The organism is Agaribacterium sp. ZY112, from assembly GCF_041346925.1.
In the GTDB taxonomy this organism is placed as follows: Bacteria; Pseudomonadota; Gammaproteobacteria; order Pseudomonadales; family Cellvibrionaceae; genus Agaribacterium.
On sequence record NZ_CP166840.1, the window covers coordinates 3,810,229 to 3,836,748 of the forward strand.

A 26,520-nucleotide genomic window follows, 5' to 3' on the forward strand; every position below is an offset into this window, starting at 1 on the left:
CAAGTAGCCCAAATAGCGATCAGATAAAGATAATCGCGCCCAAACAGACCAACAGATGTCACAAAGTGCTAAAAAACGTTAATCAGCGCCCAAGTTTGTCGCCATATATAGCACTTTAGATCTAGCTCGGTTACACTAGAGTCCTAATAAAAAGCACGGCCCAATGAGACCATGCAAATAACAAGAAAATACACAATTGGAAGTATTTCCCAAGGTTTTACTGTGATTGCACCCGAAGCGATATCCCATAAGCCGGCCTCTAATGTCGCGCTGTACTCGGTCAACAACAGCTTGCAAACCGGACTTTTAGCTAAATTGATCGCACACGAGCTCGATTTGGATTGCGCGGTGTTCCGCGAATTCAGTGACGTGCCCGCAAATGTATCCCTGTTGCTGATTGACTGCCAAGGTGAGGACTTTAACAGCCTCAACGGCATCGCACGCGACGTAAACGAACACCCAAGTGGATCTAGTGCCGCTCTGCTCAATGCCGAATATGGCAGTGAGCACGAGAATTTACTCGATTGGCCTTGTATCAGCGGCCTGTTTTACATCGACTCAGACCAAGACCAGCTGCTCCGTGGGCTGCGTAGCTTGCTCGAGGGCGATTACTGGGTCCCACGCCGTTTATTGCACCACTTCTTAGATAAGAACCGCAAAACGCCGGCATTAAATACCCAACCTGATGTAAAGCTGACCAAACGTGAACGCCAGATACTGAAGCTTATAAATGACGGCGCCACCAATGCCGACATTGCCACAGCACTTTCAGTTAGTGAACACACGGTCAAAAGCCATCTGTATAACGTCTATAAGAAAATTGGCGTTCGCAATCGCCTAGAAGCGAGTAATTGGGCACGAAATATGCCTGAGCACGAACTCATTTAAAGCACTTTCAGATGACAGCCAACAAAACACTGGATATACTTCCAGTGTTTTGTTGCGCCTAGTCGGCGCATAATCGCGACTAAATCTGCACAAGGGCTAAAGAGTGGAAAAGATCATTGTTGAAGGTGCGCGTACGCACAACCTAAAAAACATCAATGTAAGTATCCCAAGAGACAAACTTATTGTAATTACCGGCCTCAGCGGCTCCGGGAAAAGCTCACTGGCTTTTGATACCCTCTATGCTGAAGGCCAGCGTCGCTATGTCGAGTCTCTCTCGACCTACGCTCGCCAATTTTTATCGATGATGGAAAAACCAGACGTCGATCACATTGAGGGCTTGAGCCCAGCCATTTCCATTGAACAAAAAAGCACCTCGCATAACCCACGCTCTACTGTTGGCACTATTACTGAAATTTACGACTATCTGCGTCTGCTATTTGCCCGTGTTGGTGAGCCGCGCTGTCCCGTACATAACGAGCCTCTTGCTGCACAGACAATCTCGCAAATGGTTGACCAAATAATGGCCCAACCCGATGGCAGTAAGTTAATGCTGCTAGCCCCTGTTATTCGAGAGCGTAAAGGTGAGCATATACACGTACTAGAAAACCTGCGTAGAGACGGCTTTATTCGCGCCCGTATTGACGGCTTAGTGGTTGACCTTGATGACGTGCCCGAGCTAGATAAACGTAAAAAACACAGTATAGATGTGGTTGTCGATCGCTTTAAGATACGTGAAGACATCAGCGTACGCCTAGCTGAAAGCCTCGAGACCGCAGTCGCTCTTAGCGATGGCATTGTCATCGCTGCCGATATGGATGCAAAGCAAGAAGACCAGCTCTTCTCTGCTCGTCATAGCTGCCCGAAGTGTGACTATGCCCTAACCGAACTGGAACCGCGCTTATTCTCATTCAACAACCCCGCAGGTGCTTGCTCAAGCTGTGACGGCCTTGGTGTAAAACAACACTTCACCGAAGAAAAGATCGTTCAATTTCCTGAATCATCTTTAGCCGATGGCGCTATTCGAGGCTGGGATAGACGCAATCTATATTATTTTCACATGCTGAAGTCACTTGGTACGCATTACGGTTTTGATATTGAAACCCCCTGGCAAGATCTTAAAGAAGAGCATAGAGACGCCGTGCTCTATGGTTCAGATGACGACGTAATTGACTTCCACTACGTTAATGATCGCGGCAATATTTACGAGCGCAGCCACGCATTCGAAGGAGTTATCCCCAACTTTGAACGACGCTTTCGCGATACTGAAAGCAACTCCGTCAGAGAAGAGCTGGCTAAATTTCTTTCAACCAATAAATGCCCAAGCTGTAAAGGCGCCCGCTTGCGCAAAGAAGCTCGCCATGTCTTTATTGATAAACAAAACCTACCCGATATCACAGCCTTTCCAATTGGTGAGGCATTTACATACTTCAGTAAGCTAAAATTTAGTGGCGCAAAGCAAGAGATTGCCGAGAAAATCATTAAGGAGCTGCAAGATCGTTTACGCTTTCTTGTGGACGTCGGACTCAACTATTTAACCTTGAATCGCAGTGCAGAAACACTCAGCGGCGGTGAAGCCCAGCGCATACGTTTAGCCAGCCAAATCGGTGCTGGCCTTGTTGGTGTTATGTATATTCTTGATGAGCCCTCTATTGGGCTTCATCAGCGCGACAACGAGCGCCTCTTAAAAACGCTTGTTCATCTTCGCGACTTAGGTAATACCGTTATTGTTGTTGAGCACGATGAAGATGCCATTCGCAGCGCTGATTATATTCTCGATATAGGGCCGGGAGCCGGAGTGCATGGAGGCCAAGTAATAGCGGAAGGCAGTTACAAAGATATTAGCGAAAATCACAACTCCTTAACAGCAGACTACTTAACTGGCCGTAAAAAGATTGAGGTACCAAAGGAGCGCACGAGCTTTGATCCTGGTTGCATGCTTGAACTTAAAGGGGCGAATGGCAATAACTTACAAAACGTTGATTTAGAAATCCCACTAAGTGTGATGACTTGTGTTACCGGTGTTAGTGGTTCCGGTAAAAGCACGCTAATCAACCAAACTCTTTACCCACTAGCAGCAACAGTACTCAATAAAGCCACGACCTTAACACCCGCCGAACATAAAAGCGTTAAAGGCTTTGAGCATCTAGATAAATGTGTCGATATAGATCAGAGCCCCATCGGCAGAACTCCCAGATCCAATCCTGCTACTTACACAGGTATATTTACCCCAGTACGTGAATTATTCGCAGGCACCCAAGAGGCCCGTTCTCGTGGTTATAAACCCGGACGTTTTAGTTTTAACGTTAAAGGCGGGCGCTGCGAAGCCTGTCAGGGAGACGGCGTGGTTAAGGTAGAAATGCATTTCTTACCTGATGTCTACGTGCCCTGCGATGTGTGTAAAGGCAAGCGCTATAACAGAGAAACGCTAGAGATTAAGTACAAAAACAAAAACATTCATGAAATACTTGAGCTAACGATTGAAGACGCCCGTGAGTTCTTTGATGCTATTCCAGCTATTGCCAAGAAATTACAAACATTAATGGATGTTGGCTTAAGCTATATTCGCCTTGGCCAAGCAGCAACCACACTCAGCGGTGGTGAAGCGCAGCGAGTTAAGCTAGCCAAAGAACTCAGCAAGCGAGACACAGGTAAAACACTTTACATTCTTGACGAACCCACGACAGGTTTACACTTTCATGATATCCAACAATTACTTATCGTATTGCATAGACTGCGCGACCACGGTAACACCATTGTTGTTATTGAGCATAATCTCGATGTCATTAAAACTGCCGACTGGATTATTGATTTAGGTCCCGAGGGAGGCAGTGGCGGCGGAGAGATTATCGCTCAAGGTAGCCCTGAAGCCATTTGTAAAGTGAAAAAGTCACATACAGGCCGCTTCCTTAAAACTCTGCTTAACTAAGCGTTCAATTTACCCCTAAGCCCATGGCGGTTATATGCATAACCGCCATGGGCTTAGGGGTAAAACTTAAAAGTATTAATCGATCAACAACCTTCGGGTGCTCTTTAGCCTAGAGCCCTTTTTTAAAGACGCTGCAATTTCAGGCAGGATCAACTCAGCAATTGCACGGTACTCTGTGAGCTTGCCGCCACAAACTGCCCAATAACCAGCTAAATCTGAATCAACCCACAAAAAACTATCTCTACTTCTACTATTTAAAGTATGGTTTGTATTTGAAGCCCCCCTATTAATAGGCAGTACTCTGACACCAGAAAAAGAAGCAACGACATCTTTTTCTAATACTTGGGAGTTCGGAAAATAATAATTATGCGCACCCAATAAATATAAACGTTCATCGGACGTACAAGACACATCAGCAGTAGCACTCAATGACTCTGTTGTACCAAGCAGTAACTTCCCCTTCCAAGGCAAAACAAAAAACGGCCGCTTATCTTGCGGAGCCTCAAGATAATAATAAGCCTTACACTTATTCTCATTAATCAATAGATGACTACCTTTTACCAAAGAGACCGGTAACTCTTGTGTGGTCAAATTTAATAAGGCGTGTACATCCTGAACCCAAGGGCCCGCCGCATTCACCAATGAGCGCGTAATAACACTAGAACCACTTTGCAAATTAAGCCTAAAGCCATGCTTTAGCTTTGTTACTGCTTTGATTTGTTCTGAAAAACGCACTTGCGCATTCAACTTCTGCGCAGACTTCAAGACCGCCTTGGTCAAGGCCCTGTCATCTGCTTGCGCATCATAATAAAAAAACAAAGCCCGCAGGCCTTCCGTTTTTAAACCCAGCGTTTCAGCTTTACGCCGAGCAGCTCTGAATAGGCACACACTAAAACCAGCATCACGACGAAAACCTGCAAGAGCCCAATAAAGAAAAAGCCCCAAGGCCACCCAAACAACAGAGCGAGACGAGCTTTTATAAACAGGAAGACTAAATTGCTTTAAACGCACAAGCCTAGGCGCTAAAGCACACAATAAGCGCCTCTCCCTTAAGCAGGTGTAAACAAGCTTAAACTGCAGACTCTCTAAATACCGCAGGCCGCCATGAATTAACTTCGAGCTTTTACTCGATGCGCCAGTAGCAGGCTCTGCAGCTTTTTCTAAAACTAAGGTAGACCAACCTTGAAGCGCACAAGCTTGAGCAATACCTGAACCAAGTATACCTGCGCCAATAATGACAACATCGTAATGCTGCTCAGAACTCATGTGCTCGCCACTGACTCATAAGTGTCTTCACATCCCAACTCTCAATAAAATTCACTCCCATCTGCTGCAACCGTTTGGCCTTATGCAGGTCGCATATATCGTAAATCAGCCACTGCCAACTCCCCGCCCATAATTCAGCACCTAGCTTGCGCTCATTACATATTAAAAAATCAGGGCCTAAGCGTTCAGCCAAAACCTGACTCTCAGCATCAAAAGCTGTTAATACCCAACCTACTTTTAGCTTTGGCATACAAGATTTCAGCTCAACCAAGAAATCAAAGTCGTAACAGATAACAATCAGCTGAGTAATATTAAAACCAGAAAAACTATGCTTTAGCTGATCTTCTAAGCGCTTAATAAGCCGAGTATGAGACTGCGAAGCAAACACCTCTTTCTTAACTTCAAGAAATAAATATTGTTCAGGGAAGTTTGCCAATAAATCAAAAACTTGGAACAAGTCATTTAAGAGAGTAGGTTTAAACGATTCACCAAAGCGCTTAGGTTCATGCACACTTATACGACGTGCTTGTGAAGAGCTAAGTGATGTCAGCTCCATATGACATTCTGATGTGCGCCCCAAGCCCAAATCGTGTAATAAAAACAGGTCTCCCTCGGCACTGCACTGCACATCGCACTCAACAGCATAAACCCCAAGCTCTAAGGCCTTACGTAAAGCAAGCAAGGTGTTTTCTGGGTAATACTGCGCCAAACCACGATGAGCAACAAACTTCATCGACACCTCTTAAGCTTCAAAAATGAGTTTAAATACACTTAGCCGTAATCAGGCATCCAATCTCGCCAACGGGCCTGCCTATCTTTTAATGCAGGTCTAGCACCTGTATTCGCTGCAATACAGCTACTTGGATAATCGTCAAAAGTATAGTCAAGCCCAGCCAAAGCAGCGCCCCCCATTAGCCCCAATTCATAAACATGGAGACAATAAATCTTTTGTTTTGAAAGTGTTGCTATCACCTCCACAAGATACTGACAGCGGGCCAAACCACCACTGATATAAACATCTGAATGCCCAGGAAAAAACTGCAAATTTTCGAGTATTAAGAAAGCAACACTCTCCAACAAGGCTCGTGCACGATGAGGTAAGCCCTCAGCACCACCGGCATATTCATCTTTACTTGCTAAATCGACGAATTCTAGCTCAAGTCCACTATTTCTCTGTCGCTTAGCTTGCCACCACGGGCTACCTAGACCTCCGACCTTGTTTAAACACACACAATCCAAAGGCTCAGATAGCATAAAACTCTGTGCAAGCTCAAAGAACTCATCTTCACCATTTACAAGCTTTTCATTACTTAGAAAGCTTGTAATGGCTGCTCCCGCTCCATTAATACAAGCCTCATCTGCAAATCGACAGCAAGAAGCATCGCTAAAATACATGGTTTTAAGCAATGATGAGGATGCCAAGTGCTGAGAAGAGCCCCCTATAATAAACGCCCCTGTTCCGATATTGAGCAATAAAGGCGCTGCAAGCTGACTATTACGGGCAGCACAAATAAGTGCATAGTAGGCTGCATTTTGATCACCAGTAACCGCCGATAAAGTAAGCGGCCGCCCCTTAAGATCAACACTGCCATACTTATAACTAACCGGGACAGGTTTAGGTAAAATACTCTTATCAAGTTTGAAAATAGCGCTGAGCCGCTCATCCCAATTACGTATTTTCGGCTTCCAAAGTAGAGTTCTTGCAGCATTACTCTCATCACAAACCGCTTGACATAGGCGACATAGACGAGAAGTAAGCCAAGCAGCAAGTGGACCGTATTGGCAAGAAGCATTTCCGTAAGAAGTCTGCGCCTGCAAATAAGCTATTTTGCTTGCACCATAGTAGGGGGAAATCTGTAGGCCCGTAGCTGAGTGAATATAAGCTTTTTGCTCAGCATCCAAGGCTAAAAGAGAAGCTTGCGTGCGCCTATCCATCCAACTTAAAACAGGACTTAAAGCCGCATAGGAGTCATCACAGCCATCTGGCTTTGACCAGCAGAGAACAGAAGAACGCTGACACACAAGTACCATGTTCTCACAGTCTGCGGCATATTTTGAAATATCGACCAAGCAAGCTTGAAGAGCCTGCCACAACATGTTTGCATCTTGCTCAACATGAGAGTCGATATAAGAAGAGAAAAAAAGCTCTCTCGATACTTGCTGCTGACAGCCAGTACGACTCATTAGTGCTGCTCGAACAGCATGAGTACCAACATCAACAACCAGCACAACTTGAGCCATAAGCGCCTCCCTGCTAAAGAATAGCAGGAGGCAAAGTTCTCAGCTCAAACAAAAGCTCGCCCTTCAAGAGCTTATGGCTTATGAAATAAGGAGGAGAAATTAACGAACTAGGGACTGAATGTCCTCACTTTTACGCTCTAAGTGATGACGGCTTTTAATTTGACGCACAGTGCCAGAAGCACCGCTAACAACCACGGTTTCGGTCGTTGCCATATCACCATTTCTCTGCACTCCATCTACTAATTCACCTTTAGTGATTCCACTCATACTAAAAACAACTTGGTCTGTAGCAACTAAAGCTTCTAGCGGTAAAACATGATCGATTAAAACCCCCATAGCCGAACAACGTTCACGCTCCTGATTTTCAAGTCGAACATTCTCCTCTGCACCACCCTTAGCTTCAGTACGGGGCACAAGCCTAGCCTGCATATCACCACCTAAAGCTCGCATTGCTGCTGCAGAGATAACCCCCTCCGGCGCCCCGCCCATGCAATACATCAGATCGACATCACTGTCCTCAAAACAACACAATAACGAAGCGGCAACATCACCATCCGGTAGAGCAAAAACCCTCACCCCCAAGTGATGAAGCTCACTAATTAAAGCCTCGTGACGAGGCTTTGCCAGAGTGACCAAGGTCATGTCTTCCAACTTTTTATTCATCGCTTTGGCAACAAGCTTCACGTTTTCAACAACAGGGCGCTGTAAATCAATAACACCTTTGCCTGCAGGACCAACACAAAGCTTTTCCATATACATGTCAGGCGCTTTAAGTAGCCCGCCTTGCTCAGCAGCAGCCAACACAGCAACAGCCCCACCCTGCCCCATCGCCGTCATCCGAGTGCCATCGATAGGGTCTACTGCGATATCGACAGGCTCACCACCGAGGCCGAGTTTTTCACCGATATATAACATTGGCGCCTCATCAATTTCCCCCTCACCGATGACAATCTCACCGCTCATTTGCGCTTGATTTAACAATAAACGCATTACCTCGACAGCGGCAGCATCGGCCGTATTTTTATCACCTCGGCCCAACCATTTATAAGCAGCAAGCGCCGCCTCTTCTGTAACACGAGAAAAATGCAACGCGAGATCAGGATTCATCAGCACACCTAGTTATATATCTTGATTTAAGGCGCGCATGGTAGCATAGGCACAAACGACAAATTTGATAAGGAAGACAAAATGAGCACAGTCATTAACGGGGTGGACTACGGTCCTTTAGCTGGACTAATTGGCACTTGGAACGGTTCACGAGGCCTCGATATTGCACCAGAACCCGATGGCGAAGACCAAAATAGTTATAGCGATGAACTGATTTTCACACCATCGGGGCCTGCTGATAACGCCGAAGAGCAAGAGCTTGTGTCATTACGCTACCTACATACTGTTCGTAAAAACAGTAATGGGGAGGTGTTTCATGAACAAATTGGCCACTGGATTTACGAAGCAAAAACCGGCTTGATTATGCACTCCTTAAGCATCCCTAGAGGAGTCACTCTCTTAGCAGGTGGGCGTTTACAAAGTGATGCCGGCAAGCTTATTTTTAAAGTACGTGCCGATGCAAAAGCCAATGACTTTACTATTGCTCAAAGCCCCTTTATGAAAGAAAAAGCTCAAACCAAAGCTTTTGAGCACAAACTCATTTTGGATGGCAATAGCTTAAGTTACGAACAAACGACGTCGCTATTTATTTACGGGAAAGACTTTGCACATAAAGACGCAAGCACGTTAACACGCTTACATTATGCGGATTAGAACGAGAGGAAAGGAAAAGTATTACAAAAAGGAAAACCGAGCGTGTGCTTTGAAACATACGCTCGGCTCTAACACTGCTCGGTTTAGAAACGAACTAACGCTGCAACACCTAACATGCTTGTATCAGCAAAATCACTCGAAGTCATTGAGTACTTAGCTGATAATTCAACGTTATTAACTACAAACCAATCGGCATGAATGCCATATGTATTTGTGTTGTCATCACCATCACTAGCAAAAGCAGCATTAACACCTAGGCCAAGCATCTTATTAAAGTAATAAGTGAAATCTCCAGCAAGTACACCAACATTGTCAATATCAGCATCATAAGAAGTTTCTGTATAACCACCAGTCCAAGCGATAGCTGCATCAGCAGAACCTACACTGTGAACACCATGAGCTTTTACACCCAAATCACTAGCAGTATCACGGTCTGCATAGTTTACTACTAAATCTACGTTATCAGTGATGTATAAACCACCGGCGATATTATAGATAGAGGTTTCATCATGGTCGGTATATGCCGCCTCAATGATCCACTTTTCACCTAGTACGATGCGAGTGTCAAGAGTAATTGCTGCTTTAGAACCGTCAACATCAGAGTCAGCATAAGTTAGACCAACATTAGAAGCCTTATCTAAAAAAGCTGCTTCAGCTAAAGGCCCTTTGCTAGTGTCTACTTCTTTAAAGTAAAAATCGCCATAGATGTTGTAATTACCAATATCGTCACCGCCATCAGGACTAATTTGATCGTATCCAACACCTACTTCTGCACGGTAAGTATCTGCGGCAAATGCGCTAGTGCCAGCCATCGCTGCTAGAGTGGCGGTCGCTAATGCTAACTTTTTCATTGTCTCTTCCTTTGTAATAATTTCTAAAGCCTAGGCTACACCCCTAGTGCCCTTACGTTCCGAGCCTGCAGCCCAAAATCGGTGCAAGGGTAGCACTAGGTTGTAACATTTAAAACCAAATTCCTTCATAAAAGTGAAATAATGGCACCAAAAGTAACACAAACAGAATGTAGCGTCTTTTTTTAGGGCAAAAAACAAACTCAATGATGGATCGCTTTTTGGCTAAACTCTGGATATAGAGCCACACCAGAGACTTACCATGCCTTCAGAATTAAAGCACTGCCAGTATCGAGGTCCTAACTCAGAATACTGTGATGAGCCTATATACAAAGGCGAGAAGTGCTTCTGGCACGACACAAGTGAAGACAAACACGACCAACAACTGATCAAAAAATTAGAACAAAGAGCTCGAAGCGGAAAGCCTATGATAGGCTTTTGCTTACGTAAGGCGAATTTACAAGGCATCGATTTAGTGCACCATGGGAGTGCGCTGGGCTACGAACTAAAACATGCAGATCTTTATCGTGCCAACCTTAGCTATTCTCACTTATTCAACCTCAGATTAGACGGCTCTTCGTTGATGAAAGCCGACTTAAACCACGCAAATCTAAATCGCTCATCCCTATGCGATACCAACCTTCTAGGCATCAATTTAGAAGGAGCTAAGCTCGACAATGTCAATTGGTCGCAGGCCGTCAAACAAGAGCACCTTGCACAACAGCATCAAAATGGTTCTTGCGAACAAAATGATCTGCTTGAACAAGCCGAAGAAGTCTATCGCAATTTGCGTAGAATCATGGAAAGCCAAGGCTTATTTGAAAACGCTGGGTTGTTTTTCCAAAAAGAAATGGTGATGCGCCGTCTTCAATTACCAAAATTTAGCCTTAAACGAGCACTATCCAAACTTGTAGATCTTTTTTGCGGCTATGGTGAAGAACCCGTCCGAGTCGTACTATTCTCTTTTGTTATTATTCTTACGTTTTCACTACTCTACTTTATTGCCGGAGTCAGTGCCGGCGACGAACTTATACAAATCGATGGCAAGGCCAGCCTAAGGCAAAACCTTAGCCATTTTTTACAGGTGCTTTATTTTAGTGTTGTCACGTTTACCACATTAGGCTATGGCGATTTAAGCCCCATTGGAATAACAAGACTGTTTGCAGCATTAGAAGCTTTTATTGGTAGCTTTACACTTGCTTTATTTGTTGTTGTTTTTGTGAAGAAAATGACGCGCTAGCGAATTTAAGTACTCCAGTGGTAGGCTTACGATTTGCATTCCAACAAGCCCAACACCATGAAAGTACTTATTGCAGCCCTTCTATTCGGACATAGTTTTTTCTGCCTAGCCGATATAAGCTCCGAACAAACCAAACAAAGCTACGAAAGTTGCGTGCTCGAGTTTGTTCAACAGCGGAGTCATTTAACAACAGACAAAATCCACCAGATATGTAAAGAAAATGAGGCATTGAGCGGGCCAAATGCAACAGCAAACGAGTTTCGCCAAGCCGATGAGCAGCGCAGCCTCTACGACCCTTACTCACTAACAGCTCATAAACCCAACTACGTAATGCCGCTGTCTTACAACAAAAACCACAATCTTAAGCGACATGACGAACTTGAAAACAGCCCCCTGCAAGACATTGAAATACAATTTCAAGTCAGTGTTAAATTCCCACTATGGACAGACATAGCCGATAAACCTGTTAGCTTATTTGCTGCTTATACAAACCGCTCCTTTTGGCAGGCCTATAACAGCGATATAAGTGCGCCTTTTCGCGACATCAACCACGAACCAGAAGTTTGGCTAGAGTGGAAGCCCGAACAATATCAGCTTGGCAACACTCGCCTAAGTAGAGTCCGCGGCGGATTTGTTCATCAAAGTAACGGACGCAGTGACCCCGTTTCTCGAAGCTGGAACCGTTTTTATGTCGAAGCCGCTACCGACTGGAAAGACTACATGTTCAGTATCAAACCCTGGATTCGCGTCCCGGAGGATGAAGAGAAAGACAATAACCCAGATATTGAGCAATATATGGGCAATTTTGAATTCATTAGTGCTAAAGCCTTTGGCCAGCATACTGTCGCCATGATGTTAAGAAACAATTTAAGAACCGATAACAAAGGCGCGGTGGAGCTAACTTGGTCGATACCAATGGGCGAAAAGGTTAAAGCGTATATGATGTATTTTAATGGCTACGGTGAGACCATGCTGAATTATGATCACCGCTCCGAACGCTACTCACTCGGTTTTGTTGTTGCCGACTGGCTTTAAAAAAGCGAAATCACCAAAGCGTTATTTGCGCCCTTAATTCAGGGCGCATAAGCGAAGAGGCGGAGTATAAAAAGGAGTTAAATATGGCTAAAAAGGGATAGACTCACAGAGCAAAAAGCGATTAAGCAGCTCTCGCATGATATGTGCATCCTCTACGCCCGCAAGCTCGCGACAGCTGTGCATTGCAAATTGTGCATTGCCAATATCAACGGTTTTGATACCTGTGTTAGCCGCGGTTAAAGGGCCAATTGTCGAGCCACAACGCATATCTGCGCGTGTCACAAAGCTCTGTAACTTAAGCTTCGGCTCCTGAGCCGCCAAGCAACGCACAAAGGCGGCAGTATCACTGCTTGTGGCATAACTTTGGTCAGCGTCAAACTTAATAACAGGCCCCTGATTAATGACAGGCCCGTGCTTCTCATCGTGTCGATCTGCGTAATTAGGGTGAACACCGTGACTGTTATCGATACTAAACATCAAAGAGTTGCGCAGTGCTTGTTGACGCTCACTCGAGTCTGGCAACAAACGAGCAAGTAAGTCATTCAGCAAAGTGCCCTGCGCGCCACTTTCGGTGCGAGAACCAATTTCTTCGTGATCATTACACATCAAAATCACACTCTGATTGCCATCAGAATTAAGTAAGGCATCCGCTCCCAACCAGCAGCTCAGTAAATTGTCTAAGCGGGCACTGGCAATAAACTCCTCATGTAAACCAATACACGCAGGAGCCTGCACATCGTAAAAGCTAAGGTTAAAATCAAGCACCTCTGTCATGCCGCATTCTGGATGCTCAGCCGTGACTTGAGCCAGTAGTAAATCTCGAAAGCTAAAATCTTTACGTAAATTGCACAACAAGGCATTCATTTCTTTTTGTGCATTAACGCTTTTGTTGCTATTAGCTTCGCGATTTAAATGAATTGCGAGACTAGGAATCGTTGCAATTGCTTTTTCGAAATTGATTAATACCGATACAAGTTGCCCATGCTGGTCTAAACCACTAACTCTGCCAGCCAAACTTAAATCACGATCAAACCACGGATTTAATAAGGCGCCGCCATAAACCTCAACACCAAGGCGACTGTAACCACGCTGATTAAGCTCAGGGCTTGGTTTTACTTTTAAACAAGGGCTATCCGTGTGGGCACCCAATAACCTTATTCCATTAGAGACCAACTGCTGGCCAACAGTAAAAGCGACAAAGCTTGCATCTGAACGGGTATAAAAATAACGCCCTCCCTGCTCAAGCGTCCAAGCTTGCTTTTCATCTAAGCGTTGAAAACCAGCTGAATCAAATAACGCCGCTAAATTATGAGTAGCATGATAAGGACTTGGAGATGCATTAATAAAGCTTAACAAGCCATCGATATCTGTTTTCACTCTGCCTTCCTTTTTATATGTATGACAAATCTACAAAGAGCCAGCTTAAGCCAAGGCGAGCATTAACAATAAAGCCGCTCCCAGAGCTAAGCGATACCATACAAATGGCATCATTCCGAGGCGATTAATAAAGCTTAAAAAGTAGTGAATACATAAATACGCACTCACCGCAGATACCAACACGCCAACGCCAATCGCAAGCCAGTCGACACTGTGCCCTTCTAAAAGCTCTAAGCCTTTAAAGCCTCCGGACAAAACAATAATAGGCACTGACATTAAAAACGAAAACTTAGCTGCTGACTCACGGTTAAAGCCAAGTAATAAGGCTGCTGTAATGGTAATGCCTGAACGGGATGTCCCAGGAATTAAAGCTAAAGCCTGCGCACAACCGATAATTAACGCGGCTTTAATACCCAAGCTCAGTAAATCTTTATTAAAAGCAGCTGTTTTATCTGCAAAAGCAAGCAATAAACCAAAAACAATGGTGGTACTTGCAATGACAGCAGTAGAGCGAAGATGAGCCTCGATAAAGTCGTTAAACAATAAACCCGCTAAACCAGCCGGAATCGTCGCAAATACAATCATCCAAGCAAGTTTGGCATTACTATCGCTAAAATCACCGGTACAACTTTTTAGGCCACCAACAATAATGGCAGCTAAGTCACGACGAAAATACAAAACAACCGCAGCTAACGTACCAACGTGCACAGCAACATCAAAAGCCAAGCCCTGATCGGGCCAACCAAGTACCTCTTTGGGCAATATCAAATGCCCCGAACTTGAGATAGGAAGAAACTCCGTGACACCTTGAATTAATGCAAGAACAAGCGCATGCACAATATCCATATTCAAAACTCTTAGTTGGGTTTAATGCGTAGGTATAAACTTAAATTTAAAAGTTAGGAGCTTTAGTACGAATGCGCTGGCGCTTTTGCCAAGCCACTTCGTTGCGTAAATATAATGGCTCGAGCTCCATAACAGTAGATGTTAAAGCATTAAAGTCAGGCTCACACTCGAGAGCCTGAATAAGCGCTTCTGCGCTCGGTTCAAGCTCAGCATAAGAAGACTCAAAACACCCTAACTCTATTTCAGGCAGAGCAAAAGCCGAGCCAATACCAACTACAGGCTTGGCAAGAGCGGCAACAGCTTGATTAAACTGCTCATAACTCGAAACTGCTTCAGCGGAGCTCTGAGTTAATGCCTCGCCGTCGTAGTCATATACCGCCCAATACACTTCTTGCATACGGGCATCTATAGCGCAAACGAAAGACACCGGAGCTTGAGGTAATATGTGGCGAATGGCTCGTTCAGCCAAACAACGCAAGGAGCTAAGACCGATCAAGGGTAGCTTGGCGCCATATGCCAAACCCTGAGCAACACTTAAGGCGATACGAATACCGGTAAATGACCCAGGACCGTGCACCAAGGCAATGGCATCGAGCTTTGAAAGTGGGCATTGTTGTTCTTGCAGTAGCTTGTCGATCATCGGCAACAAGCTGCGCGCATGAGTGCGCGGCTCTTCGCTGACCAGTGTAAAACACTGGCCTGCAATGTTTAATGCGATAGAACAGCCCTCAGAAGAGCTATCAATAGCGAGTAGGTTCTGCTCCATCGTATCGTCAACTAATTAAGCACGTAATGCGTTAAAAACAGCCTGTTTGATGTCGTCAAGTGCGCCAACACCTTCTACACGACTGTATTTACAGGCAGACTCACCGTCTTCAGCTAGCTTGCTGTAAAACTCAACCAAAGGTTCAGTTTGTTCATGATAAACGGCTAAACGCTTGCGCACGGTTTCTTCTTTATCATCTTCACGCTGAACAAGTGGCTCACCTGTTTCATCGTCTTGACCTTCAATCTTAGGAGGGTTGTAAACAACATGGTAAACGCGACCTGAGCTTTCATGCACACGACGTCCACTTAAACGCTGAACAATTTCTTCGTCTTCAACATTAATATCAAGAATATGCTCAATCTCGACACCAGACGCTTGCAGCGCTTCGGCCTGAGGAATAGTGCGAGGAAAACCATCAAACAAGAAACCATTTTTACAGTCTTCTTGTGTAATGCGCTCCTTAACTAAGTCGATAATAATCTCATCGCTTACAAGACCGCCGGTGGTCATAATATCTTTTACTTTTAAACCCAGAGGGCTGCCTGCTTTAACCGCAGCTCGCAGCATGTCACCAGTCGAAATTTGAGGAACACCAAACTCGTCCATAATGAACTTTGCCTGTGTACCTTTACCTGCGCCTGGCGCGCCCAACAAAATTACTCGCATGTGTGGATATCCTCCGGTTATGACTTGCACCTGCCGATGCATCCAGCTTAGTTGGGTTTTACACAAACAACGGTAAAACCGACACCCCAGCACCCGCTGGCTGTACTGAGGCAGAAATAAACCAATTAAATCAGTGAGTTATAGAACAAATAAAGTAACACACAGTTGCTGATCTAGCGGCTGCATAGAAGCTACGTAGAACCCACCAAATTTGAGGGCGTAACCATACACATCGAGGCCTACTTTAACAAGTTTGGCGCCTATTCTATCGTCGAGCTTTTGCGCCGCCTCAAACACTTTTCCAAGACATTAAGCGCTGTTATGCTGCCACGTTTTTGAAGATTTACCTAAAATGAAAAAACGCAGCTACTGCGAACAGTGTCAACTCCCTATGCGCACTTGTGTTTGCAGTGCTGTTAAGCCTCAACACTGCCTTACTCAAATTGAGATCTTACAGCACCCACAGGAGAGTAAAGCCGCAAAAAACACCGCTTTTTTACTTAAATTAAGCTTTCCACAACAAGTTAGGCTTTGGCTTGGCGAGCAAGCTCACGACTTCGCCGAGCTCAGAGAAGAACTAAGAAAAGAACAACTAAAGCCAGCGCAAGCACAACCGTGGGCCGTACTCTACCCATCTGAAGTAGCGGAGCCCATATCTCACATCCCTTCTACCGCTCAAGGCCATCGCTTGATTGTGATTGATGCAACGTGGAGAAAAGCCTATAAAATGTGGCAACTGAACCAGTGGCTACATCAGTTGCCGCAGTACAAACTGGAAGGAATAAAGGGACGCTATGCCCGTGCAAGCTCAGTCAAACATGCTTTATCGACACTGGAATGCGTACAACACACCCTAACTGTTTGCGAACCCAAGCTCGACACCCAAGCCTTACAAACCCTCTTTGACTTGCGCCAATCTCACTTTAAACAAGCACCTAAATAAGGCGTGAATCACTAGCAGCCAATATCACGAGTTCACAACTAATAGTGCACGGCAAGCCATACACTCTGCTCACCTTTCGCTGTTGCATGCACTCGATGCCGACGACCTGCAGGAATCAACATATAAGAACCCGCTATTAAATTCTGCTTACTACCACCATCAAATTCAAGTACCGCACTACCGCTTAGTAATATCACCCATTCATTATGCTCCTGCTCATACCAAAAGCCGGGCTCCGAACAGTGCCCCAAAGAAACGATACGCTCAATATGTACGGTTTGCGTTTTTAACAAGCTGACAAACTGCTCATCTGCCTGATAGCCCGGCAGGGCAGAAAAAATATTATCCATTGCTCCTCCTATTCCGTTTAAACCAAACCCGACTCTAACTGGAGGATTAAAAACAGGTTAACAAAGGCTTGATTTACATCACTCAGACAATCTAAATGAGAATTAATATTGACTAATAAGCAATCAAAAGCTAAGCTTACCAAGAATCATTCCTATTAACATTTGTAACAACGATTGATTTAAGTTAAAAGCCAAACAAAATCGTTGGCTTAAAAGACGTTTACAAACACAAGCAGCTATTAATATATGTACGTTTGCCTTTGCAAAGCCATTACAGACAGCCAAATCAAGCAAGCCGCCGATGAAGGCGATGGCAGCTTTCGCGCAGTTCGTGAAAGCCTTGGTGTAGCGACAGTATGCGGCTCGTGTGCATGTGAAGCAAAAAAACTAGTTAAAGCCAGTGCCCGCAGCAGCACTGAAGACCAGCTATTATACCAACCCGCCTAAGTTAAACGACACGCCCAGCGCCCCTGCCTTAATCACAAGCCCAAAGCCAAAAACTCTAGTCTAAACTTAAGCTATCTGCATAAGGGGGAGGCCAGCAATGCCTATTAACCAACTAGGGCAAGATCTCAAAGAGCTACAAGAAGAGCTTAGCTGCCTGCAAGCCGCTGAGCAGCACGTACAGCATAAAATCGATCACCTTATCGATGAACTGAACCATGAGCTTGAGCACCCCAGCAACATACCTGAAGACCATGACCTGAGAGACTTGCCTAAAATGCTGCAACGTTTTGAAACGGAGCACCCTGAACTCACCGACAGCGTCAATCGAGTATTAGTCACACTCTCCAATATGGGTATTTAAGGATCCTACAAACAAAAAAGGCCTGCAGCTTCCACTGCAGGCCTTTTCCTGTAAGACGCAATAAATAGAAGGCTTACGCTTCTTTTTTCTCTTCAGGTTTCGCCTTTGCTTTTAAACGAATGTTCAATTCATTTAACTGCTTAGTATCTACCGCGCCCGGCGCATCCGTCATAACACAAGCCGCTGTTTGCGTTTTAGGGAAGGCAATCACATCGCGAATACTGTCAGAGCCAGTCATCAACATAATCAAACGATCAAGGCCAAAAGCCAAACCGCCGTGTGGTGGCGCACCGTATTTAAGTGCATCCAGTAGGAAACCAAATTTCTCTTCCTGCTCTTCTTTTTCAATGCCCAGAATGCCAAATACGGTCTCTTGCATGGCTTGGTCATGAATACGAACTGAACCACCACCTAACTCAGTACCGTTAAGCACCATGTCATAAGCGCGGCTAAGTGCTGTAGCCGGCTCTGCTGCCAGCTCTTCAGGTGAACACGAAGGTGCTGTAAATGGGTGATGAAGTGCGGTTAAAGCGCCACCGTCAAGCTCTTCAAACATTGGGAAGTCCACAACCCAAAGCGGAGACCACTCACAAGTGTAAAGATCTAAGTCTTCACCCAACTTACAACGCAAAGCGCCTAAGGCATCGCTAACGACTTTGTGAGTATCGGCACCAAAGAATACCAAGTCGCCCGTTTCTGCCCCAACACGCTCTAATAAAGCTTTAACAACATCAAGTGGCAAAAACTTAACGATAGGGCTCTGCAAGCCGTTCTCAAGATCTGTAATGTCATTGATCTTAATGTAAGCCAAACCTTTAGCACCGTACTCGCTAACAAACTTGGTGTAAGAGTCCACTTTCTTACGCGCAATAGATGCACCGTTGGGTACACGCATCGCAGTAACACGACATTTTGGATCGTTCGCAGGGGCGGCAAAAACTTTAAATTCAACGTCTTTCAACAGGTCTTTAACTTCAACCATCTCAAGCGGAATACGCATATCAGGCTTATCTGAACCGTATTTCTCCATCGCTTCGGCATAAGGCATGCGCGGGAATTCACCCAACTCAACGCCTTTGATTTCGCTGAATAGCTTACGAATCATGCCTTCAGTCACACTCATGATCTGCTCTTCGTCCATAAACGAAGTTTCAATATCGATCTGAGTAAATTCTGGCTGACGATCCGCGCGCAAATCTTCGTCACGGAAACATTTAGCAATCTGGTAATAACGGTCAAAACCACTGACCATTAACAACTGCTTAAATAACTGCGGCGACTGAGGCAAGGCAAAGAACTGACCTTCATGAGTACGCGAAGGCACTAAGTAATCACGCGCACCTTCTGGGGTAGCACGAGTCAAAATCGGGGTTTCAATATCCAAGAAACCGTTATCATCAAGATAGTTACGAATTTCGTTAGTGACCTTGGAACGCAAACGCAAGTTCTCTTGCATAGCCTGACGACGAAGGTCCAAGTAGCGATACTTTAATCGCACCTCTTCACCCACATTGGTGTGGCCGTCTAGTTGAAAAGGTACGGTTTCAGCGCTGTTCAGCACTTCAAGGTCTAAACCATAGACTTCAACTTCACCGGTGGCCATATTCGGGTTAACCGTGGCTTCAGAGCGCGCGCGCACCTTACCTTTAACCTGTAATACATATTCAGAGCGAACTGAGTCCGCCTTAGCAAAGTTTTCAGCTGCATCGGGGTCAAAAACCACCTGAACAATACCTTCGCGATCACGCAAGTCGATAAAGATAACACCACCGTGATCACGGCGACGATCAACCCAGCCGCACAAAGTGACTTCCTGATCTAAATTGCTTTTATTAAGAGTTCCGCCGTAAACACTGCGCATGTTGAATTCCAATTATGTAAATTATTTGCTCGGTGGCGTCTGACTTACGCCGATTTACTGCTATTGCTGGAACTACCAGCATCACCAGCTAAATTCTTTTTCTTGCCCGATTTAAAATCCGTCTCATACCAACCACCACCTTTCAAGCGAAAAGCAGCGGCAGAGACTTTCTTATTGAGCTCAGGCAAAGCGCATTTGGGACATTCCACCAAAGGCTTATCGCTCATTTTTTGTAAGGCTTCGAGTACATGACCACAAGACTTACATTCATATTCGTATATAGGCATAACACACTAGCTTAAAACGAGGTTGATCTTCGTAAATAGACGGATTCCTAAAGGTGCGAGTCACCGACTACGGAAACAGACTATTAAAAGGCGCGGCATTATAAACCAGCACAGCGCATAGACAAAGTATGAGACGCAAGAGAATCGATGAAGAACAAGCCTACAGTGCTAGCATTACCAGCAAGCTTAGCAGTGCCAACTAAGAGAGATTCACGCCAGGATATAGACAAACACAAGCCAAGTAGGCACCAAGACCTGTAATAAGTAGTTTCAAGCCCATCAAAGAAAAAAAAACCGTAAATTAGGGCTTTTTAGACAAAGAGATATTGCCTCTGCCCCTCAATTCCTCTATGTTTAGGCCTAGTTTTCTATGTGGCCTACAAGGCACTGAGGTCTCCATACCTACTCACTGCAGTAGACTTACAGAAGACCAACAATAAGGACTGAATATTGCAACAATGCTTTATTTAAGGTTGCAACAGGGAGGCAGAAGCTCCCTCATTTATACAAACCATCACAAGTACAACCAGTTACTCTAAAGGGGAACTCATGGCCGCTCGTAAAAAAGCTCCAGTAAAAAAAGCACCAGCAAAAAAAGCTGCACCAGCAGAAAAAAAGATCAAAGCGATTCGTGAGCGCTATTCAAAGACTCAAATTTTGACTCAAATTTCTGAAAACACTGAACTCACCAAAAAGCAAGTGTCTGCTGTATTGGAAGAGCTTAGCGATATTATGGAAGGCCACATCAAAAAGCGCGCCTGTGGCGAGTTTGTTATGCCTGGTCTATTCAAAGTTGTGACGGTTAAGAAACCTGCACGTAAAGCACGCAAGGGCATCAACCCCTTTACCGGTGAAGAAACTACTTTTGCTGCCAAGCCTGCCAGCATTCAAGTTAAGCTTCGCCCGCTTAAGAAACTCAAAGAAATGGCTGAATAAGCTTTTCTTGAAGGTTAGCCACTCTTAGCGGCTAGCCTTCGAAAACACGAAAGCAACTCCTCGCAACAAGCCCTTGCCCCCCAATACGTTTATAAGGGCCAAAACCACACGCCCCTTAACCAGACAGCTTCAGTTTAAAACAAGTCAGTACTAATAGATAAGTGAGCGCTGCACGCCCATCACAAGGGAGCTGGATTCCGATATATCAAAGACGGTTGCAGCAACCAACTCACCATTAACCGGAATCATAGAAAGCTCAGCATCAACGGCTTTGTTCTGCTCTCGGCACACAAACCCAAGCTTAAAATATGAGCTCTTTCTAGGCTGTTCCGCCTGTAGATATATATCCGAAACCTCACCCTCGCTTATATAAGTATCAGGTATCAACTGCCGCTCCACATGGCTTAAATACCGATCGGCAGAATCATAAAAAGACAAAACAGCAACAATACTGCCAGTAAAACTACGCTTTATAAGCAAACACTTCAGCAATACCTTTTTAATACCTAAACTTGGGTAAGTGACAGAACAGGGGACTCTTTTAGGCCCTTCAGTTTGTACCGCTAGGGGGTCCTCAAAAGGGGCATACTGCGCATTAACCAAGGCATAAAAACGCTCATTATCAGCCTTACCATGCGCCAAAGTACCTTGATCAAAGTGAGAAAAGGCTCGCCCATCCGAGTTAGCACTAGGCTTTATACAAGCCCCAGTCAAGCTTCCCAAGTGCAATGTAGAAATCATGGAGGAAGCATGAATGTGCTTAAAGGATCGAGTACTACAGCGACTAAGGTTATTTACTTTTACAGCAGCACGTCGATCCGCAGCTACAGGTAGAGCATCAAATAAATACTTACACTCAATATTATCTGCATGCGGCAGATTTATCTCGCTGCCTTGAGCCGAGTTCACAAGACGAAGGAAAACCTGATTTTTTAAGGCCCATGTATGAGGCACGGAGAATTTAACGAGGGTACAGTCACTAAAAACCGAAACACAGCCTGAAAAAACATCTTCCTCATCAAAAGCATCCAGAAGCTCTTCGGTATTGGCGTCAACAATATCTTTACCATGCATATCAACTGGCGTACGAACAATCTCTAAGTCGGGATCAGTAAAGGTTATTGCATTTACTCGCTCACAGCAGATGTGATTAAGCAAGCGGTTCTCACTGTGATCTGATATCTGCCCTCCCCGCCACAATACATTGTTAAAGCCCCTTAAATACAAGCTGCGCCCATAACGAGGATCTGAAGACTTAATAACCTTAACCCCTTTATATCGCGCAGTATTTTCATTCCACCAATTAGATTTTTGCGGCAAACCACAACCATTAATAATGGTATCTTCGATAAAAATAGGCGCAGACTGGTCGTAAGCATTGGTTCTAGCAAAAGAATCAAAATGAATGCCTCCAAATAAACCATGGAAGTTGCAATTGATTATCCTTAAGCGATTAACACACTCACCCTCAGCCAAATAAGCACCATAACGGCAGTTCTGTGCAGCTACATTTTGCAGCGTCATAGCCTGATTATCGGGTTTTTTGAACTCAATGCCCGCCTGAGGCATATAAGAAGAACCACGCAAGGTAAAAGAACTCCAAATCTGCCCATTTTGTTTTTTACACACAACAATGGATTTGGATTGATCTACCCAATCACCATGAATAATGCACTTAGCACCATCAATAAACATAGGAGTGGGCGTAAGTGTATCAGCGACCAAATAAACACCGGAGCCGCCTCTAGAGCGCCCCAAACGACAACGTTTGTAGTTGCCAGATTCAAACATAGCTTTTAAGGCTGCGGTTGAATCAGTGCCACTAGGCTCTACACCAAAATAATAAGTAGAACTACAGTCATCAACTGCACCAAACTGTAACGAGTTAACAAAGCCATCACTATCAGGCTGTAATACCGCGACTAAATCATTTTGCAGCTGAAGCTTATCAAAGCCGTTAGCAACACCATCAGCAGTAATAAGGTATTTTCCCCCGCCCCCCAAACCTAAACCATTTCGATCCTGCGTATTAACGACATCCCCCTCAAGCAACCAAGAGGCATCAGCCATCGATGAAACACTAGAAAATGTGAGCAGATCGATATTCGAAATACGCTGCCATTTACCCGAGTCACTACCAGGAGAATTAGAATCGGTAGTGTGAGGCAGCGGAGAAACACAACGATAAAGCCCCGTTTCAAAACGTAAGACCTCATAGTTGTGAGTGATTTCAATACCTGAAGCAAAAACCCCTCGAAAAACATGGCCAAGGTTAGGCAGTACGTCATTAGAGGTGGAGCTAGATTGAGCTAATTCAGAGCCAGCAGGCCCCGAAGTCAATGGCGCGGCATTTGACGATGACACAAGTAATGTGCCCAAAAGTAAATGCCGCCGAGAGATATCATTCATTACTGCACCTCAACTTCCATGCTTGGATTTACCTCAAAGAATAAGGCTATGCTACATGAGCGAATAGAGCTTGGTAATGACCTATATAAAAGGTTTTAGATAATAGGAAAATCGCCTCCCCCCAAAGCGCTAAAAAGAACACAAGAGCCTAATCATGCCCGCTGCTATAGGCTAAGGCGTAAAACCCGCACTAGAAACAGAGCTTACTTCAACATTACTTGCAGCTTCAAAATCCTCACCACTCAAAGATGAACGTAAACGACTCACTACCTTTTCAAGCTCTTCTTCACTGTATTTTTTAGGCATAAAGTTGCCCCATACAGCGCCAGGCCATGCCACATCACTTTCGTAACGAGCAACATGATGTAAATGCAACTGCGGTACCATATTCCCCAACGAGGCGACATTAATTTTATCCGGCGCATAAATAGAGGTAAGCACCTCACTTAAGTGCGAACTTTCTCGCATTAGTTGAGCCTGGTCTGCCTCATCTAGGTGATAAATTTCACGAATGGCCTCACGCTTGGGCACCAAGATAACCCAAGGAAAGTTAGCATCCTTGTGCAACAAAACCAAAGAGAGGCGAAACTGGCCTATCGCAACGGTATCTGCAGCTAATTGTGAATGGAGTTCAAACATATGCTATTCCTTATTGCTGTCCGCGATTACAATACGCGACCAAAACTCATAGTGACAATAGCCACTGAGTAAATATTTGCATAATTAATATTAGTTCAAAGCCCGAGGAGCCCCATGCGCGCTAGTAACTTTCTTATCGCGACCACCAAAGAGACACCTTCTGATGCCGAAGTTGTCAGCCACCAGCTTATGCTGCGCGCGGGCATGATCCGCAAATTGGCTTCAGGTTTATATACTTGGCTGCCTTTAGGTCTACGTGTATTACGTAAGGTTGAAAACATCATCCGTGACGAGATGGATAAAAGTGGCTCACAAGAAGTCATGATGCCCGTTGTACAACCATCAGAGCTCTGGCAAGAAAGTGGCCGCTGGCAGCAATATGGGCCAGAACTGCTTCGCATTAATGACAGACACGGCCGTGACTTTTGCCTTGGCCCAACCCACGAAGAAGTCATCACCGAACTTGCTCGGGGCCAACTGAGCAGCTACAAGCAACTGCCAGCCAGCTTTTATCAAGTACAAACAAAATTCCGCGACGAAGTCCGCCCCCGTTTTGGTGTTATGCGTTCTCGCGAATTTATAATGAAAGACGCTTATAGCTTTCATTTAGATCAAGACTGCTTACAAAACACCTATGATCGTATGTATCAAACCTACGGCGCTATTTTTACTCGCATAGGCCTCGATTTTCGTCCAGTACTGGCCGACACCGGCTCCATTGGTGGTTCGAGCTCACACGAATTCCATGTACTAGCGGGCAGCGGCGAAGATGCCATCGCCATTAGCAATGGCAGTGATTTTGCCGCCAACGTAGAACTTGCCGAAGCTCTTGCCCCTGAAAAACAAGAGAGCAATGGCGAAGCAGCAGAAGAAGTCGCTACTCCCAATGCAAAAAGTATTGAAGAGGTCGCATCGCTATTAAACGTCGAGGCACAAAACTGCGTTAAAACCTTAATTGTGCTTGGTGAAGCCGATGAAGAAAGCGGTGAGCAGGCATTAATTGCCCTTGTGCTTCGAGGCGATCACGCTCTTAACGATATCAAAGCTGAAAAGATTCAAGGGCTAGCCGAACCATTACAGTTTGCTCCTGAAGAACGAATCAGCAAAGAAATTGGCGCCGACGTTGGCTCTCTAGGTCCGATTGGTTTAACTATTCGCTGCATCGTGGATCGCAGTGCCGCCGCTCTCGGCAACTTTGTGTGTGGTGCCAATAAGACAGGCTTCCACCTTATCAATGGCAGCTGGCAAACCGAGCTTGAAATTGCCGATCTTCGCGACGTTGTTGTTGGTGATCCCAGCCCTTGCGGTCAAGGCACTCTTGAGATCAAACGTGGCATTGAAGTTGGGCATATATTCCAACTAGGAACAAAATACAGCGAAGCCATGGGCGCCAAAGTACAAGACCCTACTGGCCGAGACAGCGCCATGACCATGGGCTGTTACGGTATTGGTGTAACACGAGTAGTTGCCTCTGCGATTGAGCAAAACCACGACGATAACGGCATCATCTGGCCAACAAATATTGCCCCCTTCCAGTTAGCCATCGTTCCTATTAACAAGCATAAAAGTGAAGCGCTAGCCCAGTACTGTGAAAACCTTTATGAAGAACTCACACAAGCAGGCATCGATGTTCTTTATATGGATGAAAACAAAGCGCGCCTAGGTGTGATGCTTGCCGATGTCGAATTAATGGGGCTACCTCACCGAATCGTTGTCGGTGAAAAAGGCTTGGTTAAAGGTGAAATTGAATATCGTGCGCGCCGCGATAGTGACAACAGTGCTCTAGCTGTTGAAGGGCTTGTCGCCGAGCTGAAGCAACGAATTCTCGCCTAATGAAACGTGCATTTAACCAACTGGCTCACCTCACTGTATTGCTTTATTGCCTTACAGTAGGTGGCCTTGCTGTAAACGCCGCTCAAGCAAAGGAAGTGGATGCGGAGCTTAAAAAGCTACTTATAGAAGCCGCCAATAGTGCAGAGAGCTTCGAAGATCGCTTTGATGCCGAAGTGTGGTTAATGCAAAAGGGCACCGTTCTTGAAAAGTACGTAAAAGATGCCGATGAGCGTATCAACCTACTGAAACAAATCCACGCAGAAGCCACACGCGCCGAAGTGCCACCCGAATTTGTACTCGCTGTGATTGAAGTTGAAAGCCACTTCAATCGCTACGCCATTAGCAGTGTTGGCGCCCAAGGTTTAATGCAAGTCATGCCATTTTGGAAAAAAGAAATTGGCCGTCAGCAGGACAACCTAACCGATCCAGCAACCAACTTGCGCTATGGCTGCACCATATTACGATATTACTATGACAGGGCCGATGGCCATTGGGCCGAAGCTCTAGCTCGCTATAACGGCAGTTACGGTAAGTTATGGTATCCGGAGAAAGTTATGAATGCGTGGCAGAAGCATTGGCGCTAAACCAGCC

General features: G+C 45.2%; 25 protein-coding genes. 11 read left to right on the forward strand and 14 right to left on the reverse strand.

Going from position 1 to position 26,520, the window contains the following annotated elements:
* The first annotated feature begins 222 nt into the window (after positions 1-222).
* Positions 223-888, forward strand: coding sequence for a LuxR C-terminal-related transcriptional regulator (locus AB1S55_RS16565; protein WP_370979291.1), 666 nt, complete (start codon positions 223-225; stop codon positions 886-888).
* Positions 889-991: 103 nt separating this feature from the next.
* On the forward strand, positions 992-3,814 hold the full coding sequence (uvrA, locus tag AB1S55_RS16570) for an excinuclease ABC subunit UvrA (RefSeq protein ID WP_370979292.1): 2,823 nt from the start codon (positions 992-994) through the stop codon (positions 3,812-3,814).
* Positions 3,815-3,889: 75 nt separating this feature from the next.
* On the opposite strand, the gene AB1S55_RS16575 is transcribed toward uvrA, so the two are convergent.
* The 4 genes from AB1S55_RS16575 to glpX all read right to left on the reverse strand — a co-directional run bounded on the left by AB1S55_RS16575 (position 3,890) and on the right by glpX (position 8,428).
* A complete protein-coding gene (locus tag AB1S55_RS16575) occupies positions 3,890-5,080 on the reverse strand; it encodes an FAD-dependent oxidoreductase (protein WP_370979293.1) in 1,191 nt (396 codons plus the stop codon).
* Complete coding sequence (locus tag AB1S55_RS16580) at positions 5,070-5,813, reverse strand: glycerophosphodiester phosphodiesterase family protein (protein ID WP_370979294.1); 744 nt, start codon at positions 5,811-5,813, stop codon at positions 5,070-5,072. Before AB1S55_RS16580 ends, AB1S55_RS16575 begins: the two co-directional genes overlap by 11 nt.
* A 38-nt stretch (positions 5,814-5,851) precedes the next feature.
* On the reverse strand, positions 5,852-7,321 hold the full coding sequence (locus AB1S55_RS16585) for an FGGY family carbohydrate kinase (RefSeq protein ID WP_370979295.1): 1,470 nt from the start codon (positions 7,319-7,321) through the stop codon (positions 5,852-5,854).
* Positions 7,322-7,420: 99 nt separating this feature from the next.
* Positions 7,421-8,428, reverse strand: a complete 1,008-nt coding sequence (gene glpX, locus AB1S55_RS16590) for a class II fructose-bisphosphatase (RefSeq protein ID WP_370979296.1) — start codon at positions 8,426-8,428, stop codon at positions 7,421-7,423.
* A gap of 81 nt (positions 8,429-8,509) precedes the next feature.
* Between glpX and AB1S55_RS16595 the strand changes: the two genes are divergently transcribed.
* The gene (locus AB1S55_RS16595; RefSeq protein ID WP_370979297.1) at positions 8,510-9,082 is read left to right on the forward strand and encodes a heme-binding beta-barrel domain-containing protein; all 573 of its coding nucleotides are present in this window, start codon (positions 8,510-8,512) and stop codon (positions 9,080-9,082) included.
* A gap of 83 nt (positions 9,083-9,165) precedes the next feature.
* Here AB1S55_RS16595 and AB1S55_RS16600 read toward each other — a convergent pair whose 3' ends face one another.
* Complete coding sequence (locus tag AB1S55_RS16600) at positions 9,166-9,933, reverse strand: putative porin (RefSeq protein ID WP_370979298.1); 768 nt, start codon at positions 9,931-9,933, stop codon at positions 9,166-9,168.
* 259 nt (positions 9,934-10,192) lie between these two features.
* Here AB1S55_RS16600 and AB1S55_RS16605 point away from each other — a divergent pair, with 259 nt between their 5' ends.
* Positions 10,193-11,170 (forward strand): ion channel, encoded by a 978-nt coding sequence (locus AB1S55_RS16605; protein WP_370979299.1) that lies wholly within the window; start codon positions 10,193-10,195, stop codon positions 11,168-11,170.
* Between the two features lie 57 nt (positions 11,171-11,227).
* The gene (locus AB1S55_RS16610; protein ID WP_370979300.1) at positions 11,228-12,205 is read left to right on the forward strand and encodes a phospholipase A; all 978 of its coding nucleotides are present in this window, start codon (positions 11,228-11,230) and stop codon (positions 12,203-12,205) included.
* A gap of 87 nt (positions 12,206-12,292) precedes the next feature.
* Here the strand turns inward: AB1S55_RS16610 and AB1S55_RS16615 are convergent, their stop codons facing one another.
* Genes AB1S55_RS16615 through adk form a run of 4 tightly spaced genes read right to left on the reverse strand, consistent with a single transcriptional unit; the run spans position 12,293 to position 15,863 of the window.
* Positions 12,293-13,582 (reverse strand): M18 family aminopeptidase, encoded by a 1,290-nt coding sequence (locus AB1S55_RS16615; protein ID WP_370979301.1) that lies wholly within the window; start codon positions 13,580-13,582, stop codon positions 12,293-12,295.
* 45 nt (positions 13,583-13,627) lie between these two features.
* On the reverse strand, positions 13,628-14,428 hold the full coding sequence (locus AB1S55_RS16620) for an undecaprenyl-diphosphate phosphatase (protein WP_370979302.1): 801 nt from the start codon (positions 14,426-14,428) through the stop codon (positions 13,628-13,630).
* A gap of 46 nt (positions 14,429-14,474) precedes the next feature.
* Positions 14,475-15,194 (reverse strand): tRNA (adenosine(37)-N6)-threonylcarbamoyltransferase complex dimerization subunit type 1 TsaB, encoded by a 720-nt coding sequence (tsaB, locus tag AB1S55_RS16625; RefSeq protein WP_370979303.1) that lies wholly within the window; start codon positions 15,192-15,194, stop codon positions 14,475-14,477.
* A gap of 15 nt (positions 15,195-15,209) precedes the next feature.
* A complete protein-coding gene (adk, locus tag AB1S55_RS16630; protein WP_370979304.1) occupies positions 15,210-15,863 on the reverse strand; it encodes an adenylate kinase in 654 nt (217 codons plus the stop codon).
* 352 nt (positions 15,864-16,215) lie between these two features.
* On the opposite strand from adk, the gene AB1S55_RS16635 reads away from it, so the two are divergent.
* A complete protein-coding gene (locus AB1S55_RS16635) occupies positions 16,216-16,806 on the forward strand; it encodes a tRNA-uridine aminocarboxypropyltransferase (RefSeq protein ID WP_370979305.1) in 591 nt (196 codons plus the stop codon).
* A 38-nt stretch (positions 16,807-16,844) separates the two neighbouring features.
* On the opposite strand, the gene AB1S55_RS16640 is transcribed toward AB1S55_RS16635, so the two are convergent.
* Positions 16,845-17,156 (reverse strand): cupin domain-containing protein, encoded by a 312-nt coding sequence (locus tag AB1S55_RS16640; RefSeq protein ID WP_370979306.1) that lies wholly within the window; start codon positions 17,154-17,156, stop codon positions 16,845-16,847.
* Between the two features lie 246 nt (positions 17,157-17,402).
* Here AB1S55_RS16640 and AB1S55_RS16645 point away from each other — a divergent pair, with 246 nt between their 5' ends.
* Both AB1S55_RS16645 and AB1S55_RS16650 read left to right on the forward strand, forming a co-directional pair.
* On the forward strand, positions 17,403-17,603 hold the full coding sequence (locus tag AB1S55_RS16645; protein ID WP_370979307.1) for a (2Fe-2S)-binding protein: 201 nt from the start codon (positions 17,403-17,405) through the stop codon (positions 17,601-17,603).
* A gap of 97 nt (positions 17,604-17,700) precedes the next feature.
* Positions 17,701-17,964, forward strand: coding sequence for a DUF4404 family protein (locus AB1S55_RS16650; protein WP_370979308.1), 264 nt, complete (start codon positions 17,701-17,703; stop codon positions 17,962-17,964).
* Positions 17,965-18,037: 73 nt separating this feature from the next.
* Here the strand turns inward: AB1S55_RS16650 and aspS are convergent, their stop codons facing one another.
* Positions 18,038-19,825 carry an aspartate--tRNA ligase gene (gene aspS / locus AB1S55_RS16655; protein ID WP_370979309.1) on the reverse strand — a complete coding sequence of 596 codons (1,788 nt, stop codon included), beginning with the start codon at positions 19,823-19,825 and terminating at the stop codon, positions 18,038-18,040.
* 44 nt (positions 19,826-19,869) lie between these two features.
* Positions 19,870-20,112: an FmdB family zinc ribbon protein gene (locus AB1S55_RS16660; protein WP_370979310.1), complete on the reverse strand. Its 243-nt coding sequence runs from the start codon at positions 20,110-20,112 to the stop codon at positions 19,870-19,872.
* A 549-nt stretch (positions 20,113-20,661) separates the two neighbouring features.
* Here AB1S55_RS16660 and AB1S55_RS16665 point away from each other — a divergent pair.
* Positions 20,662-21,048 (forward strand): HU family DNA-binding protein, encoded by a 387-nt coding sequence (locus AB1S55_RS16665; protein ID WP_370979311.1) that lies wholly within the window; start codon positions 20,662-20,664, stop codon positions 21,046-21,048.
* 150 nt (positions 21,049-21,198) lie between these two features.
* Here the strand turns inward: AB1S55_RS16665 and AB1S55_RS16670 are convergent, their stop codons facing one another.
* Together AB1S55_RS16670 and AB1S55_RS16675 are read right to left on the reverse strand one after the other, a co-directional pair.
* The gene (locus tag AB1S55_RS16670; RefSeq protein WP_370979312.1) at positions 21,199-23,457 is read right to left on the reverse strand and encodes a hypothetical protein; all 2,259 of its coding nucleotides are present in this window, start codon (positions 23,455-23,457) and stop codon (positions 21,199-21,201) included.
* Positions 23,458-23,628: 171 nt separating this feature from the next.
* The gene (locus AB1S55_RS16675) at positions 23,629-24,096 is read right to left on the reverse strand and encodes an HIT domain-containing protein (protein WP_370979313.1); all 468 of its coding nucleotides are present in this window, start codon (positions 24,094-24,096) and stop codon (positions 23,629-23,631) included.
* A 114-nt stretch (positions 24,097-24,210) separates the two neighbouring features.
* On the opposite strand from AB1S55_RS16675, the gene AB1S55_RS16680 reads away from it, so the two are divergent.
* On the forward strand, positions 24,211-25,929 hold the full coding sequence (locus AB1S55_RS16680) for a proline--tRNA ligase (RefSeq protein WP_370979314.1): 1,719 nt from the start codon (positions 24,211-24,213) through the stop codon (positions 25,927-25,929).
* A complete protein-coding gene (locus tag AB1S55_RS16685) occupies positions 25,929-26,513 on the forward strand; it encodes a lytic transglycosylase domain-containing protein (protein ID WP_370979315.1) in 585 nt (194 codons plus the stop codon). Before AB1S55_RS16680 ends, AB1S55_RS16685 begins: the two co-directional genes overlap by 1 nt.
* Positions 26,514-26,520 lie beyond the last annotated feature (7 nt).